The following is a 14,704-nucleotide window of genomic DNA, read 5'->3' on the forward strand; positions in this document are numbered from 1 at the left end:
AACATATATGGACATTCCAGATAATACATATAGTAAGTTACGGGACTGTATATGTATTCTACTGGAAAAAGCGAACATTCATTATATGACCTTCCCTTTATATGAAGAATTACAGCCATAGCCCCCTACTTACTGAACCGGAAGGTGATTGCCTACTGCTCCAATAAGATGCTTACGATCAAGAAACAGCAGCTATTTTTAATACATTATCCATGAATGTTCTACCACGTAAACGTCCCTTTCAGCCACACAGCGCTTATCTTGTGTAAGGCTGCAAAATCTCCCTTACCGTCATAGCCTTTGGTGTACACATCCCCGCCGAGTGCAAAATTGATATTATCGGTGATTGCATAGCTAACCGAATAGGTACTGAACGTACTACCGTAGTTTACGTCGATGACGCCGCTTGCCGAAAGCTTCAGTGTTTCGCGCAAAAATGTTTTGCTTACATTGAGGCTGACAAAGCCCTTGTGCATCGGCCGCTCTATATCGTTTTTATGATTGAGGATGAGATCTTCAAAATATTGAGCGCTCAGCGTCCACGAACTCTTGATCCAGTCAATGCCGGCAAGCATCAGCAGCTGGTGTTTTTGGGGAGAATTAAACTCAAGCGGTACATCATCAGGTGTCTGCCTTTTCAAATCGTCAATAGATTTATCTGTAAGTAAATTCTTAGGCTCAAAGTACCGTTTTCCTACCCACGCGGTTTCCAGCCGGATTGTTACATCTCCTACCGGGATTGCTGCGTCAATGCCCGCCATTCCGATACGGTAATACTCTTCATTTAAGTTGGTATGCAGCTCTTTCGGTATGTACGGATTTAAAAGTATATTGTGTGGAGCGGCAGGATTAAAAAGCCCTTTTTTCGCATACCCGCTTTTTGCATAGCGCGGCGTTTTATCCCAGCCGTAGAAGCCTGAAACGGAAAAATCGATGCCGGGCAAAAAGAAGGAGAAACGGGCGGCGGCTTCCGTGTCGGTAAACATCTTTGGTTTTGCGCTTTCCGTTTTTGTATAATGAACAGGGACTGTTCCGAACGGCGTACTAAAAGTATCCGGCGTGTCGATGTAGTACAGCCCGTCTTTGGCGCCCTCTTCAAAGCCGAAGCGCGGCAGCTTGTTCGGCGTAAAAAACGGCACGGCGACCGCTTCAAACGTAAAAAGGTCGTGGAAAAAACGCAGGCGGATACTATCGGACGGGAGTCGCGCTTCATCGCCGCTAAAGGCGATAAACTCCGAGCTGTCCCGCGCGCTTAACACATCGGTGAGCTTAAACCCGTCCGCCTGTCCCCACACAATGACCTGCCTCCCCACACTGATATCCCATATCTCACCCGAATAGCGGTAATAGGCTTCGTTCAGCCGAAAACCCGTGCGTGCGGGGTTGCGGTAATTGTATTCAGCTGCGGCGGACATAACCGCGTAAGAAGAACCGGCAGAGACCTCACCGTTTATCCGGGCAATCGAACGGGATGCTCCGTATTCGAGATTTTTTTTAGCATCATTCCAACGAAGACCGTGCAGTGTTTCAATTTTGCCGCTTACTGTAAAGACAGGTTTTGCAGTGTCATCTTCCAAATCGAAGGAAGAGTCCTCCTCATCATCATCATCGGCGGCGGGCAGTTCGACATCGGCTGCTTGAGCTGTTTCTACCTTTCCGTCTACGCCCGCAGCATCCTGCGCACTACAGGGAAGCGTCAATACAAAAAACAGTAAACAAATAATAGCCCTTGACAAAAATAATTGTCCATACTTCTGTATTGTTTTCATATTGTCTCCTTACTCCCTACTTTTCGATAGCTGTATCCTATCAATTTACCGGTTGTCCGTATTCCCGCTTCATAGCTTCCGCAGAAATAACCCACTGTTTACCATATTTGCAGGCATCGATTCCGTTGACAAGCTTACCATAAGCAATCGCCTTTCTCAGTGTACTTTCATGTAAGCCCCAAAGCAACGTTGCATCGCTCATTGCAATCAATCCGTCGAACGGAGTTTTTACTGTTTTTCCATTCTCATATAATTCGTCACACGATAAATCAAGCTCATCATTCCAAACAATACCGTAACCGCCTGTATCAACCTCTACATCGTCAAATAATTCCGGTTCATTCTCCAATCGTTTAAAAGCTGCCCATTTAGTAAAAAGTGGTTTGACATCATATATCTTTGTTAGGCCTTCCGAAAACTGAATATGTAAGCGATAATCAGGCAAAGTATGAACTGCTCTAATCTTATGAAACATACAGCGTCTCCTTATTCAAGCGGAGGAAGCGATTTAAATTCCTGTGTTTCCCACATATGTAAAAGATCTTTTCGATGAATGCCGACCCATTCCCGTACCATCGATAATGCTTTCGGAGGTAAATGCCCTTCTAATATTTCTCCGTTTTGTATATCGATAGCAGCCATATCGTCCCCATATAATGCATGAATATGCGGCGGATTATGTTCTGATTGCTGAAAGTACATTCGGATAATAATTCCATAAAACCTTGATAATACAGGCATATCTAATACCTCCTACTTTTAGTATTTACACTATATTCACGGTATCGTGATATTGTCAATGGGTTTATCAATCCTATCAATTTACCGGTTGTCCGTATTCCCGCTTCTCAGTGTACTTTCATGTAAGCCTTAGAAAGAAAACAAAAATTGTATGAGCATTACAATACCTGTTTGAACTAAAGAAAAAAGCGGAACCGTTATAAACGGCCACAATAAAAAATGTTCCGGTATTCCGATAACCTTCATCCAATTTTTTGTTTGATAGATTGGGTGAGCTTCCGTTCCCGGAATGACAATTAGCTTCGTCCACTTTTGGAATAAAAGACAATCCAACAAGAAAAAATCGCCGAAATTCACAATAATTCAATGAATATATGCGGTACAAAATATTGTCTTAAACGTATGAATTCCGCCATGCAATGCACTTATTACTCCGTAAAGCCAACAACCTCCCATTACAATAACCGTAAATATTTTATTTACCCGTTTTTCTTTCTTATTCATTGGCTCAGGAACAGCTTTTTGAATCCCCTTAGGATATGAATCCATCAAATATCTCGGGTTTGCTATTACAAGAGCCGCCGCCGAACCGTTAAATATGGCTGCCATCGCTATACCATCCAATACTGCCCTGATTATATCCATTGACAACCTCTTTTTGAAAAAACCTGTCCAGAAGTGTACATCCGTGTACATTTTTGGGCTGCAAGTTTGCAAGCAAACTTGTTACTGCATGGAACCACGGACATCCGTGTCCGTTCTTAAACGTCAAGGACTTGTTTCAGAAGCGGCACGGATGCCGCTGGTTCTATCAGAAGCGATGTTTCGGCGGTACCGAAACTCGCTGCCAAAAGCGTACAAGGATGTACGCTTTTGGCAATGCGACGCAGTAGATGCGCCGTATATTTCAAAAGAATCCTTTTTCGCCCTCTCTCCGCTAGCCTTTTGAAATAGGCGGTGCAGATGCTAGGAGCGTACAAAAAACACCCGCAGGCGTACTTTTTGTACGTCGAGGACTGTTTTTTGTTAAGCGACAACGCAGATGCCCCGCATATTTCAAAAGGATTACCTGATTTTGCCTTCCTCCAACGAATTCACCCTAAAATACGAGTCCGAAATGTTTTTATTGAACTCGTGCTTAAGCGTTTCGATAACGGTTGTGTGTTTTTTTTGCAGGTTGTTCATCTCCATTTTGCCCGCAGTCCAAAAGCCGTCTTTTTTCTCGATGCCGCTTACCGTAAGCACTTTCAGTAGCGCTCCCTGCTCATCGTAAAATTCCGCCTTTACCTGCACCAGCGATTCCTTATCAATCCAGGAAACATACTTTGAGTACATCGATTTTTTCACCGGAACCGATTCAATTTTCCAGCAGTTTTTCCCGTCCACCGTTTCTTCCGCAAGCAGCGTGTACGTGTAGTCGTCGATTTTGTGTCCGCTTATATCATCGTAGGTAAAATCGGTGCCCATAAAATAGTCCTGACTTGAAGAACCGGAAATACGCTTCGCCTTTTTGAGTGCAGGCATATAGAGCCAGCGGTCATCGCTTTTTGCCGCGTCATCATACGAGAAAGAAAGATATCCGACGCCCTTTACATCAGCGGGCAGCGTAAACATCATCACCGTTTTTTTCTCGCTGCCGTAATCCTTCGAATATGCCGTAACTTGGCGCACCCGCTTTTTACCGCCGGAATTGATCAGCGTCATCCGCATCGTAAATGAATCGGTTGCAGCTTTTTCGCGCTTATCAACCTTTTGCATAATCTCTTTCCCCGTCAGCTCTTGTGCAAAGACAAGGCTTACGGCCATCGCTGCAAACACAATCAGCGCAATTACGTGTTTTATAATTTTCATACATTCTCCTCTTTTAATTGGTAATTTGTAATGCGTAATTGGTAATTACTGCTGCACGTAAATCGCTTTAATTACCAATTACCAATTATCGCATTACCCATTATTTTTCCTCTTTCCCAAACGGTTTGCTTATGTAAATCAGTACCGGTGTCATCAAATAGTCGGCGGCGAGAGCGGACATGAGACCGACAGCGGCCAATACACCGAGACGTAAAATTGCTGCAATATTACACGTAAGATATACTAAAAATGTGGCAGACAAAATGATCGTGGTCATTGCAAGCGTTTTTCCGATGGAATAGAACGTCCCGAAAATAGCGCGGTCATACGATTTTTCTTTTTCAAAAAGATACTTTGCGTGGTTGGTGAAGTGAATAGTGTCATCAACGGCAATCCCGAGGATCATCGGCATAATCGCCATCGTCATAAGGTCGAGCGAAATACCGAGATAGCCCATAATCGCACCGATGACAAGAACGGGAAAGATATTTGGGATAAGCCCGATGAGTCCCATTTTCACACTGCCGAATACGAGCATCATCAAAATTGCAATCGCAACAAGCGAAGTAAAAAAAGAATACAATTCGCCGAATACGATTTTGTTGTTCAATTCCGCAAATTGTACGGCAGCTCCGATTAAATGACAGTCCGCCTGCGGAAACAGTTCCGCACATGTTTGTTCGATAGTTTTCAGATTTGCTGCAAGCTCGTTCGCATCATACGAGGCAACATCAATCGACATACGAAGCGTACGGAACTCTTCGTCAACCCAACGCGATGTTTGCCCGCCTGAAATTTCGTACAAGAACAAGAGCTGTGCAAGTAAGTCTTCGTCATCGGGGATTGTGTAAAAGGCAGGATCGTCGGAGTGCATCGTTTGATTCATCTCTTTGACAATATCCAAAATCGAGAATATCTTCGGCACACCGTTATTCATTTTTGTTAATCTGAACGTCCCGATGAGTGTGCTCAGTTTATCGAGTTTTTTAAGCACATCGGGATTTTTGACTGCATCATCTTCATCAAAGGTGAGCATAATATTGTAACTAAAATAGGAACCGAGCTGCGACTGCGTAATTTCATAGATGCGCCTGATATACGGAATGCGCAAACCCATAAATTTAAAATTGTCCATGTTGACATCGATTTTGAACAACGCCGGAATACAAGCTGCAGTGATGAGCGTAAATGCAGTGATGATTGCTTTGCGTCTTTTGATAACAGTACGCCCGAAGCGTTCAAACCGTGCATCCAATTTTTGGGCACGTGCAGCTTTTGCATTGTGGGTATTTGCCGAATCTTTACCGGCCTCAATATCTTTTCCGAAGCTCATCAGAATGGGAATGAGAACGCTGACATAGACATACACGGCAAATACCATCGCGGCGCTTGCTGCCCCCATCCAGCGCATCGGCTTAAGGTCAGTCGTTAAAAACGACAGCACCGAAACAACGGTAGTAACGACAGTAAAAAAGAGCGGCCAGCCGGTATTTTCAATCGAAGCGATAACAGCCTCTTTTCGTTTGCCGAGTTCATAAAAGCTTGTTTTAAATGAATTGACGAGGTGAATCGAGTAACCGACCGAAAGCGCCATCGCAAGCACAATCGGAACCGACATCATCTCCGACTTTCCCGAAATATGCAAAAAGCCCATAAAGCCGAGCACCGTAGTAATACCGAAGAAGGTTGCGAATAGCGGTACGATCGTTCCACGCAGCGAGCGGGTAAATATGATGAGCAAGATAATCATACAGAGAAAACTCAAGCCCACGCTTTTTGTGGTCTCGTGTCCCATCACTACTTTTTCTTCCGTTTCGGTATAGGGAAGCCCCGCAGGTTTTATTGTGTACGCAGCGCTGTGATATTTAGGGTCGGTTACAATATCGATTGCAGCTTCTCCGATAACGTACATCGGCGCCTTGGTCGAAGTTTTACTCCACACTTCTTCAGGCGGCGTTGCTTTAAGCGACAGCACCAGCCACGTTTCCGTTGCATCCTGCGTTACAAGCTTATTGACAATCGACTTGCGCGACAGGATAAAGTCTTTGGCTTTTTTTAATGCTTCGGGATTGTCGGGAATGCCGTCTGTAAACGGATTGGTAATTTCTATGCCTTCGTCCGTACCAACGGTAATATCCGTATCGGTAATCGAAGTGATGGAATCCGCATACGGTACTTTTTCCAAAAGATCGGTGCCGATATCTTTAATCGCTTGGAGCACCTCCGGCTTAAATACATCATCTGATTCAAAGAGCAGCACAATCGAATCGTTACTGCCGAACAGCTCCTTAAACCGTGCATCATTCTTTTTTGTGCTTTCTTTTACGGTTAAAAACTCGTCTTCATCCGCCGAGCCTACCTTAAAGCTTTTTACGCCTATAAGCCCCGCAACCGTTACTGCTGCAAGCAAAGCTAAACAAAGCCAGCGGTATTTTAATTGAAACTCTGCGATCTTCTTAAAGAATAGATGCATCCCTTCAAGTTTCATAGTATGAACCTCTTATAAATGACCTGCAACACCAGTTCCGTTGTTTTGCAGATACCATGATGAAAAAAAACAGTAAACATTGTTTACTGTTTTAGTATAAAATTTCCATAAGAATTGTCAATAGGTGCGATTGTCGATTCACTTCATCTGCGAACACTCCGGCATAAACTGTGAAAGCGCCGTTTCCTTACCTTTTAAGCACCTTATACATAACGATACCGACGGCAAGTAAGATCAGACCGGCGATATCTAATCCCCGCAGTGTCCAAACGGGAATAACGGCTGCCGGAAGATACAGCCCTCCAAGCAGCAGAAAAATACTGATGATAATAAAGATAAGTCCGCATATTTTTGATCCGTTTCCGCTCATTCTTACGCTCCTTCTTGCCACGATGTAGCGTCATTATGGGCTTGCGTCATGCGGTAATAAAGCCCGTGCTGTTTGATCAGTTCATCATGGGTACCTTGCTCTTTGAGTTCTCCGCCATCAATGACAAAAATACGGTCTGCTTCGCGGACGGTTTCCAGCCGGTGAGCAATAACCAGTGTGGTTTTTCCGCGGCATAATTCACTCAAGGCTTTCTGTATTGCCTGCTCGTTATCGGCATCGATACTCGCGGTCGCTTCATCCAAGATGATGAGCGGCGCATCTTTGAGAATACTCCGTGCAATCGAAATACGCTGGGCTTCTCCGCCCGAAAGAGAGGCGCCGCCTTCACCGATAACGGTATCGAATCCGTACGGAAGCCGCATGATAAAATCATAACACTGCGCTTTTTTTGCCGCTTCGATCACCGCTTCTCTATCCGCATGAGGACGTCCCATCGCGATATTGTTTGCTATTGTGTCCTCAAACAGATAGACCCGCTGAAACACCATACTGATATGATCCATTAACACCGTCAGCGGAAGCTCTTTGATGTTTTTTCCCCGTAAGAGAATTTCGCCCTTCGATATATCCCAGAACCGCGCCAGTATATTCATAATCGTGCTTTTCCCGCCACCGGACTGTCCGACAAAGGCCGCCATCTGCCCTTGCTCGATACTGAACGACAGGTTATGCAGCACTTCTTTATCCCCGTAGTCAAACGACACATTTTTGAATGTTATTTCCGTATCGGCTGTTTGCGGCAAAGACTCGGTTCCCGTATCCTCAAGCTCCCGTTCGTTAAATACTTCGTTCACACGATTCAGCGCAGCTTGCATGATCGCCAGTATACCGGTTTTTTGATAGAGCTGTTTAAGCGGCGTAAAAAGATTGAAGGCAAACAGCATACAGCCGACAAATACGGTGCTTGACAGGGCTCCGTGTTGAAACAACCAAATGTTTAAAGCAAGTATTGCGGTCATACCGAGACTGTAAATGATCAGCAGTGTCCGCTCCTTGGGGGAATATTCTTCTTCAAAAGACAAGCTCGCCTCTTTCATGCGCTTAAAGCTGGTTCTGATATCTTCCGCACCCGCTCCGGTGAGGTTATAGCTTTTAATTACGCCGAGCCCTTCCGTGTATTCCAACACGGCGCCGGTCAATGCTTCGATGCTTTGTTGGCGCAGCTTTGAATTACGGGCGGAAAGCCGGATCATCGACTGCGCGAAAAGAATTGCCGTAAGCTCCGTCGCAATGGCAACAGCTCCGAACAGCGGATGCAGCGCAAAGAGAAACCCCGTCAAAATAATCTGCGCTGCGATGCTGCTTGTAACCTCCGAAACAGCCGCCATCGCCTGCTCCTCGATAAAGACCATATCGGCCGACAACACCGAACTGATTTTTCCGATATTCCCTGCGGTAAAGTATCCCATCGGCAGCCGGCGCAGATGCTGCCCAAGCTCAAGCCGCTTTTCCGCAAAGACCTTATATCCCGCTCCCGCTTGCAGCCGGTCTGCGATATTTTGACAGATTGCCTGAATAGCCAGCAAAAGCAGCATGACCGCTGCCGCATAGATTGCCGTTTTAATGTCGGCTTCACCTTTGATAAGCATGTCGATAACTTTTACGGCAACCATCAGCGGAGCATTTGCCGCGATCGCTTTTAAAAAAGTAAACAGATATGCCAATCGGATTTTCCGAGCGTACGTGCCGGTAAATACGAGTAACTGATGAACCATCGCAATCATAGAGAGCTTCCTAAAATTCGACAGCCGAACAAAATATCAATTTTTGAGGCGGGCGAATTAGTGCGCGAAAAGCGCACATGTTGATAATCGAGTTTGCGCTGCAAACTCGCAGTGTTTTTAAGCCGCGCTATTTCAGCGGCTTAAAATAAACATTCCTTCTTCGGCTCCGCATCGGTGCCCCAACGTTTTATAATTTTATAACACAAAGCTCGGACAATTACTATTGGCACCTCTAAAAACTCGGTTAGATTTTTAGAGGTGCCCGTCGAGTTTTTAATAAGTCTATAAATATAAATGACTTATTAAAAACATCGCAAATTAAATCTAAGGAAAACCTCTAAAAGCTGAAGTTTTTAGAGGTTCTCTATTCTTTCAGTATATCCATCAAGCCGGTATTTATAAACAGATTGTCTTTTCCAACCTTTATACAGGTAAGAACACCGATAGCTTCCAGTTGATGCAGGTAACGGGAGGCAGCTTTCCGTTCTACCCCCAGCGCTTTTACAATGAACTCAGTTTTGCAATAGGGATTTTCAAAAAGGGTTTCTACCAGTTCTTTGGAATAAATTTTCGGAGCTTCCGATTTTACTTTTTCGATTGTGCTATCTAAAAGTTCTTTTATCGCTTTTACCTTCTCAATTGTTTCTACGGCAGTTTCTTCTATTCCTTTAAGGATAAAAACAATCCACTTTTCCCACGCTTCTTCCGTACGGACTTTTTGCAAGAGTTCGTAGTATTGTTCTTTATTTTTGATGATATATGAACTTAAATAGAGAATTGGGAGATCAAGATGATGCTTTAAAATCAAATAAAGGATATTTACAATTCTTCCGGTTCGTCCATTCCCATCATAAAAAGGATGGATGCTTTCAAACTGATGGTGAAGTATTGCAAGTTTTGTCAGAGAATCATCATCGTTGTTTAAATACTCAGTAAAGTTTTTTAAGAGTCCGTCAATTTCTTCTTTTGTCTGCGGCGGAATATAGACAACTTCATTCGTACGGTCATTCATCAGCTTTGTGCCGGGTACAGTTCTGATTCCCGCATTATTTTGAACAAGCTGTTTTTGAATGTTTATGATATCATTTATAGAAATAAAATGATGTTTTTTTAGTTCTGCAAAACCTGCGTATAAGGCCTCTCTGTAGAACATAACCTCTTTTGTAGCAGAATCAACTTTTTTTACCGTTTCGGAAAGAGCTTTATAGAGCTCATCTTTTGTGGTAATGATATTTTCAATCTCTGAACTGTCTTGAGATTCTTGTAGCACAACGGCATTAATAAGAATAAACTGATTAGGAATCACCTGTGCAATACCTTTAAGCTCGGCAAGCGCTTTAGACGCTTTGCTTTCTGCTTTGAGGATAGTAATTGTTTCGGTCTTTTTAGGATCAACCGGCAATTTTTGCAATTCCGACATGTCCCAATTATAGTCTTTTTTGGGACATGTGATCAAGATGTGTACCAAATATTAAAAAAATGGTACATATCAATTCGTTCTTGCGCCGTTTTCACGGTAGCCGGGGATGTCTCAAAAGTTGGTTAGTTTTTGGACAGCCCTTAGGGTTACTCCCCTCTTACTTCCCCCGTACCGTCCAGTCTGCGGTTTCTTCCGAGATACGCCAGAGGTTTTGGTATTCCGGACAGGTTTTAATAAGCTCCGCATGACAGCCGGAAGCGGCGATACGTCCATCTTTGAGCACGATAATACGGTTGGCGTTCATAATGGACTTCATTTTATGAGCGATGACGATAACGGTTTTATCCCGCACGATTTCGAATATTGCCTGATTCATTTTTTGCTCGTTTTCAGGATCGATAAAGGCGGTTGCCTCATCCAAAATGACAATCGGCGCATCTTTGAGTATTGCCCGTGCAAAGGCAATCCGCTGCCGCTGCCCGCCTGAAAGTTTACTGCCTGCTTCCCCTGCAAGCGTTGCGTACCCGTCCGGCAGTTCACGGATAAACTCATCCGCCTGCGCTTTTTTTGCTGCGGCAATAATCTCCTCATCGGTTGCGCCTTTTTTGCCGATTCGGATATTGTCCGCAATGCTCTTGTTAAAAAGAAATACATCCTGAGAAACGTAGGCAATCTGTTCGTTGAGCGCTTCTAAGCTCATTTCACGGATATTCTGTCCGCCGATTAACACCCCGCCGCCCGAAACATCGTAATAATGCACCAAGAGCTTTGCCGCCGTGCTTTTCCCGCTGCCGCTCGCCCCGACTAAGGCAGTCATCTGCCGCTCTTGCGCCGTAAAGGAAACGTCTTTCAGAACTTCCAAATCCTTGTATGCAAACCGGACATTGCGGAACTCGATACTGTGCCCCGTGCCGGAAAACGGTGCCGTTCCTGTTTTAAGTTCGGGGTAATCAAATGCTTTTTCCAACGCCTGAATTTTATAACTTGCTTGCGGTACGGCGCCGATAAAACTCATGCAGCGGAGCAGGAGCGGCGCAATTCCGAAAGAAAGACAAATTATCAAAATGTAGCGGGCAAGGGTCAACTGACCGAGCAAGATAAGCAGTGTGCCGAAAGGCAGGCTGTATAGTAAAATGTTAGAAAACAAACTGCCGTATAGGGCCATCCACGGGAATGAAACCTTGTACCATGACAGCGCAAAGTCGCGGTACGCAGTAACGGAAGAAGCAAATCGTTCGCCGAATTCATCCTGCCGGTTAAATACGCGGACAACCTCCATACCGTTTACATATTCGATAATGGTATTGTTCAGCCGCTTTGCTGCGGCAAAGTAACTGCCCATCTGCTCGACACCGACACGGTACATCTGTCCCGAAACACTGATACCCAGCGCAATGACAACGCAGGTAAGCAGTGCAAGCTGCCAATCTATAACGAGGATGGTCACAAGCGCAAACACGGCGACGGTGAGATTGGCAATCCCTTCGGGGATCATGTGCGCCAAAAGGAGTTCTATCGATTCAATGTCATCGGTAAACAGCTTTTTGATAGCTCCGCTGCCCATCTCCCTCACTTTTCCGAGCGGCTTGCGCTCCAAGTTTTCCTGCAAAAAGCGGCGTATGTTTTCCAGCGTGTTGTAAGCCGCACGGTGCGAAAGCTGAAAGCCGTACATATAAAAAACAGCGTATACGATTTCCGCAAGCAGGATACCTGCAAGTATTTTCCTGCTTCCGGCTAAGATCGGAACCGAACCGTTTAAGACCTGCTCAAGGATCGTGTATACCAAAAGATACGGGATAATACTCGCCGCTGCTCCGAGTGTCATACAGAGCGCCGCTTGATATATCGTGCGGCGGTGCGCCCCTGCGTACTGCAAAATCTTGGAGATAGAGCTTTGCTTGTCCCGTTTCCGGCTCGTGTTTTCATCGCTTTCCTGCAAGAAATAGGAAGAAACCCGTTCGATGCCTGCTTTATTCAACGGATAGAAAGCTAAGACCCTGCCGTTTTCGATATGGAGAATGTGCGTGCAGCAGCTCATAATCAATTCGGGGTCGTGCGTAATAACGAGCGAAAGGGCGGCGCTTGTCTGCAGATCGCGTAAAAGAGAGCCGAAGCGTTCCATACCGCGGCGGTCAAGTCCACTGGTCGGTTCATCAAAAATCAGCACATCTTTTTTTGCACAGAGTGCGGAAGCAATTGCCGTCCGCTGTTTTTGACCACCCGATAACGAGGCCGGGTGCCGGTCTTTCAGTTCAAGGATTCCGAGCCGCGCCAATACGACTTCGGCATCCGCTGCGGAAGCGCCGGTATTCATCATCACTTCTTCCAACACGCTGTCGGCAAAGAGCTGCCGGTTGACATCCTGCATCACCATAAAACTGCGTTTGCTGCGCTCCTCGGCCGTCAAATACGCGCCGCCGACTGCGATGCTCCCGTTTGAAGGAATCAGCCCCGCGAGCGCTTGCGCAAAAGTGCTTTTGCCCGATCCGTTATCACCGATGAGCGCTACAATCGAATGTTCGGGCAGTGCGAGTCGCTCTATATCGAGCACACGGGTAGAGCCGTAGCCGCAGGTTACATCGAGCGCTTCAAGCGCGGGTTTTGACACGGGTTGGGTTTCGGGCGGCGTACTGCTCTTGACCAGCGTTTCTTGCGCCGCATCCTCTTTCCGTGCAAGCGCGGCGAGGAACTGCATATCGGTGAGGCGCAAGCCCAGCGTGGTTAAATCGGATTCGCTGAGCGCTTTCATTTCGTCCCGTGTAAAAATACGCTCGATCTTTCCGCCGCGCATATAGATAAAGCGGTCAGCCACATCCATCAGGTAATAGAGCCGGTGCTCCGCAATGACGACGGTCTTACCGGCCGCTTTCATTTTTACCAGCATCCGGTGCAGCCGCTGAATTGCCCGTTTATCCAAATTAGAGGACGGCTCATCCAGCACAAACACACGGGGATCGGCGGTATAGCAGGAGGCACAGGCAATTTGCTGCTTTTCTCCTCCCGACAGTTCAAAAATATCCCTGTCCATCAAATTATCGAGCTGCAAGTCGCGTTTTGTTTTTTCAAGGCGCTGTTGAATCTGCTCCCTTGGGATGCCGAGATTTTCACAGCCGAATGCAAGCTCGCCGGTAGTGTCAAGGTTAAAGAATTGACTCTTTGGATTTTGAAAAACGCTTCCGGTGAGCGCTGCAATATCGGATAAGTTTTCCGTGTTTACGCACACATCGCCGATCATCACGGAACCGCTCATTTCACCTTCATAAAAATGAGGAGCAAGCCCGTTTATCAGCCGCGTAACGGTGGTCTTGCCGCAGCCCGACTCTCCACATAATACGACAAATTCGCCGTCTTTTATAGTAAGGTCTATTCCGGATACGCCGTCTCCGGTACCGTGTTCTCCGCTGTAGGAAAAAGAGACGTTTTTAAAATTGATCACACTATTACTCTCCGATAGTATTAGAGATTTTGTATACTATAACTATAATACGGATAGACAAAGATGTATATGTGTAATGAGGAAGATTTAATTTCAGTAAACATAGTCTTGAGATTGTAGGCGATCGACGGCAAACAGATGTCTTTGCAGAACGGCTACGAACGCACGAATCTGCGGGATTTTACAGTCTATTTTTTTTTGAAAAAATATGATAAGCTATTTGCAGTCTGAATAATGCAGGAGATAGGGAATGTCCGTTACAGCATCTAAACTTGCACAAATGATGAAAACACTCACAGAAGAAGATTATAGCGCCGTGATAAAATATGTTGAATTTCTTATCAGCTCTCGTAAACAAACTACAAAAGCGACTATTCAGCAAATACAGGAAATGTTTACTGATAATAAAGGATGGGATTCTGAAGAAGAAATGCTATCGGATATGGCGGCTTTCCGCCGTTCGCGGTTAGTATAAATGCGAATCTTTTTAGACACGAATGTCCTTATTTCCGCATTTGTATTTGCAGGCAAAACAGGCAGCCTTTTGGAGATGCTTTTCGACGGCGGTTATGACTTACTCGTTTCCGAATACGTAGATGCCGAATTTAAAGCAAAATTAGAAGAAAAATGGAGTTCAAAAGCAAATAAAATTTATTCACTCTACCGCAGCTTACCATTTGTCTTTTGTTCAAGTACCGATGAGCGATATGAAATGATCCGTGATAAAAAAGATGTTCCTGTGTTAAGCGATGCTCTTTTTCATAATGCGGATATTATTCTAACCGGCGATAAGGATTTTCTTGAATCTGATGTAGAAAAACCTTTAATATTTTCTCCTACAATGCTATATGATTATTTAACAAATGAGGGATAATGACCTCTTT

At 45.1% G+C, this 14,704-nt stretch carries 12 protein-coding genes and 1 pseudogene; 3 read left to right on the forward strand and 10 right to left on the reverse strand.

Translation table 11 applies throughout. The features are described 5' to 3' along the window. Positions 1–221: 221 nt before the first annotated feature. From E4N69_RS07010 to E4N69_RS12805, 4 genes and pseudogenes are all read right to left on the reverse strand, one after another. On the reverse strand, positions 222–1,769 hold the full coding sequence (locus E4N69_RS07010) for a DUF1302 family protein (RefSeq protein ID WP_253823376.1): 1,548 nt from the start codon (positions 1,767–1,769) through the stop codon (positions 222–224). Between the two features lie 40 nt (positions 1,770–1,809). Further along, the gene (locus tag E4N69_RS07015) at positions 1,810–2,244 is read right to left on the reverse strand and encodes a DUF2442 domain-containing protein (RefSeq protein ID WP_253808548.1); all 435 of its coding nucleotides are present in this window, start codon (positions 2,242–2,244) and stop codon (positions 1,810–1,812) included. Between the two features lie 11 nt (positions 2,245–2,255). Next, positions 2,256–2,510, reverse strand: coding sequence for a DUF4160 domain-containing protein (locus E4N69_RS07020; RefSeq protein WP_253823377.1), 255 nt, complete (start codon positions 2,508–2,510; stop codon positions 2,256–2,258). 129 nt (positions 2,511–2,639) lie between these two features. Then, positions 2,640–3,155: pseudogene (locus E4N69_RS12805) on the reverse strand (hypothetical protein). Positions 3,156–3,243: 88 nt separating this feature from the next. On the opposite strand from E4N69_RS12805, the gene E4N69_RS07030 reads away from it, so the two are divergent. Beyond that, positions 3,244–3,459, forward strand: a complete 216-nt coding sequence (locus tag E4N69_RS07030; protein ID WP_253823379.1) for a hypothetical protein — start codon at positions 3,244–3,246, stop codon at positions 3,457–3,459. A 116-nt stretch (positions 3,460–3,575) separates the two neighbouring features. Here the strand turns inward: E4N69_RS07030 and E4N69_RS07035 are convergent, their stop codons facing one another. The 6 genes from E4N69_RS07035 to E4N69_RS07060 form a co-directional block, all read right to left on the reverse strand. Then, a complete protein-coding gene (locus tag E4N69_RS07035) occupies positions 3,576–4,361 on the reverse strand; it encodes an outer membrane lipoprotein-sorting protein (RefSeq protein ID WP_253823380.1) in 786 nt (261 codons plus the stop codon). Positions 4,362–4,461: 100 nt separating this feature from the next. Beyond that, complete coding sequence (locus tag E4N69_RS07040; RefSeq protein ID WP_253823381.1) at positions 4,462–6,849, reverse strand: efflux RND transporter permease subunit; 2,388 nt, start codon at positions 6,847–6,849, stop codon at positions 4,462–4,464. A gap of 187 nt (positions 6,850–7,036) precedes the next feature. Beyond that, a complete protein-coding gene (locus tag E4N69_RS07045; protein ID WP_253823382.1) occupies positions 7,037–7,219 on the reverse strand; it encodes a hypothetical protein in 183 nt (60 codons plus the stop codon). Between the two features lie 2 nt (positions 7,220–7,221). Beyond that, the gene (locus E4N69_RS07050) at positions 7,222–8,964 is read right to left on the reverse strand and encodes an ABC transporter ATP-binding protein (protein WP_253823383.1); all 1,743 of its coding nucleotides are present in this window, start codon (positions 8,962–8,964) and stop codon (positions 7,222–7,224) included. A 364-nt stretch (positions 8,965–9,328) separates the two neighbouring features. Next, a complete protein-coding gene (locus tag E4N69_RS07055) occupies positions 9,329–10,384 on the reverse strand; it encodes a Fic family protein (RefSeq protein WP_253823384.1) in 1,056 nt (351 codons plus the stop codon). Between the two features lie 157 nt (positions 10,385–10,541). After that, a complete protein-coding gene (locus tag E4N69_RS07060; protein WP_253823385.1) occupies positions 10,542–13,820 on the reverse strand; it encodes an energy-coupling factor transporter ATPase in 3,279 nt (1,092 codons plus the stop codon). A gap of 250 nt (positions 13,821–14,070) precedes the next feature. Here E4N69_RS07060 and E4N69_RS07065 point away from each other — a divergent pair, with 250 nt between their 5' ends. Both E4N69_RS07065 and E4N69_RS07070 read left to right on the forward strand, forming a co-directional pair. Further along, complete coding sequence (locus tag E4N69_RS07065; protein WP_253823386.1) at positions 14,071–14,295, forward strand: hypothetical protein; 225 nt, start codon at positions 14,071–14,073, stop codon at positions 14,293–14,295. Further along, complete coding sequence (locus tag E4N69_RS07070; protein WP_253823387.1) at positions 14,296–14,694, forward strand: putative toxin-antitoxin system toxin component, PIN family; 399 nt, start codon at positions 14,296–14,298, stop codon at positions 14,692–14,694. It begins immediately after the preceding gene. Positions 14,695–14,704 lie beyond the last annotated feature (10 nt).

The sequence above is a fragment of the Treponema sp. OMZ 906 genome, assembly GCF_024181185.1.
Classification (GTDB): Bacteria; Spirochaetota; Spirochaetia; order Treponematales; family Treponemataceae; genus Treponema.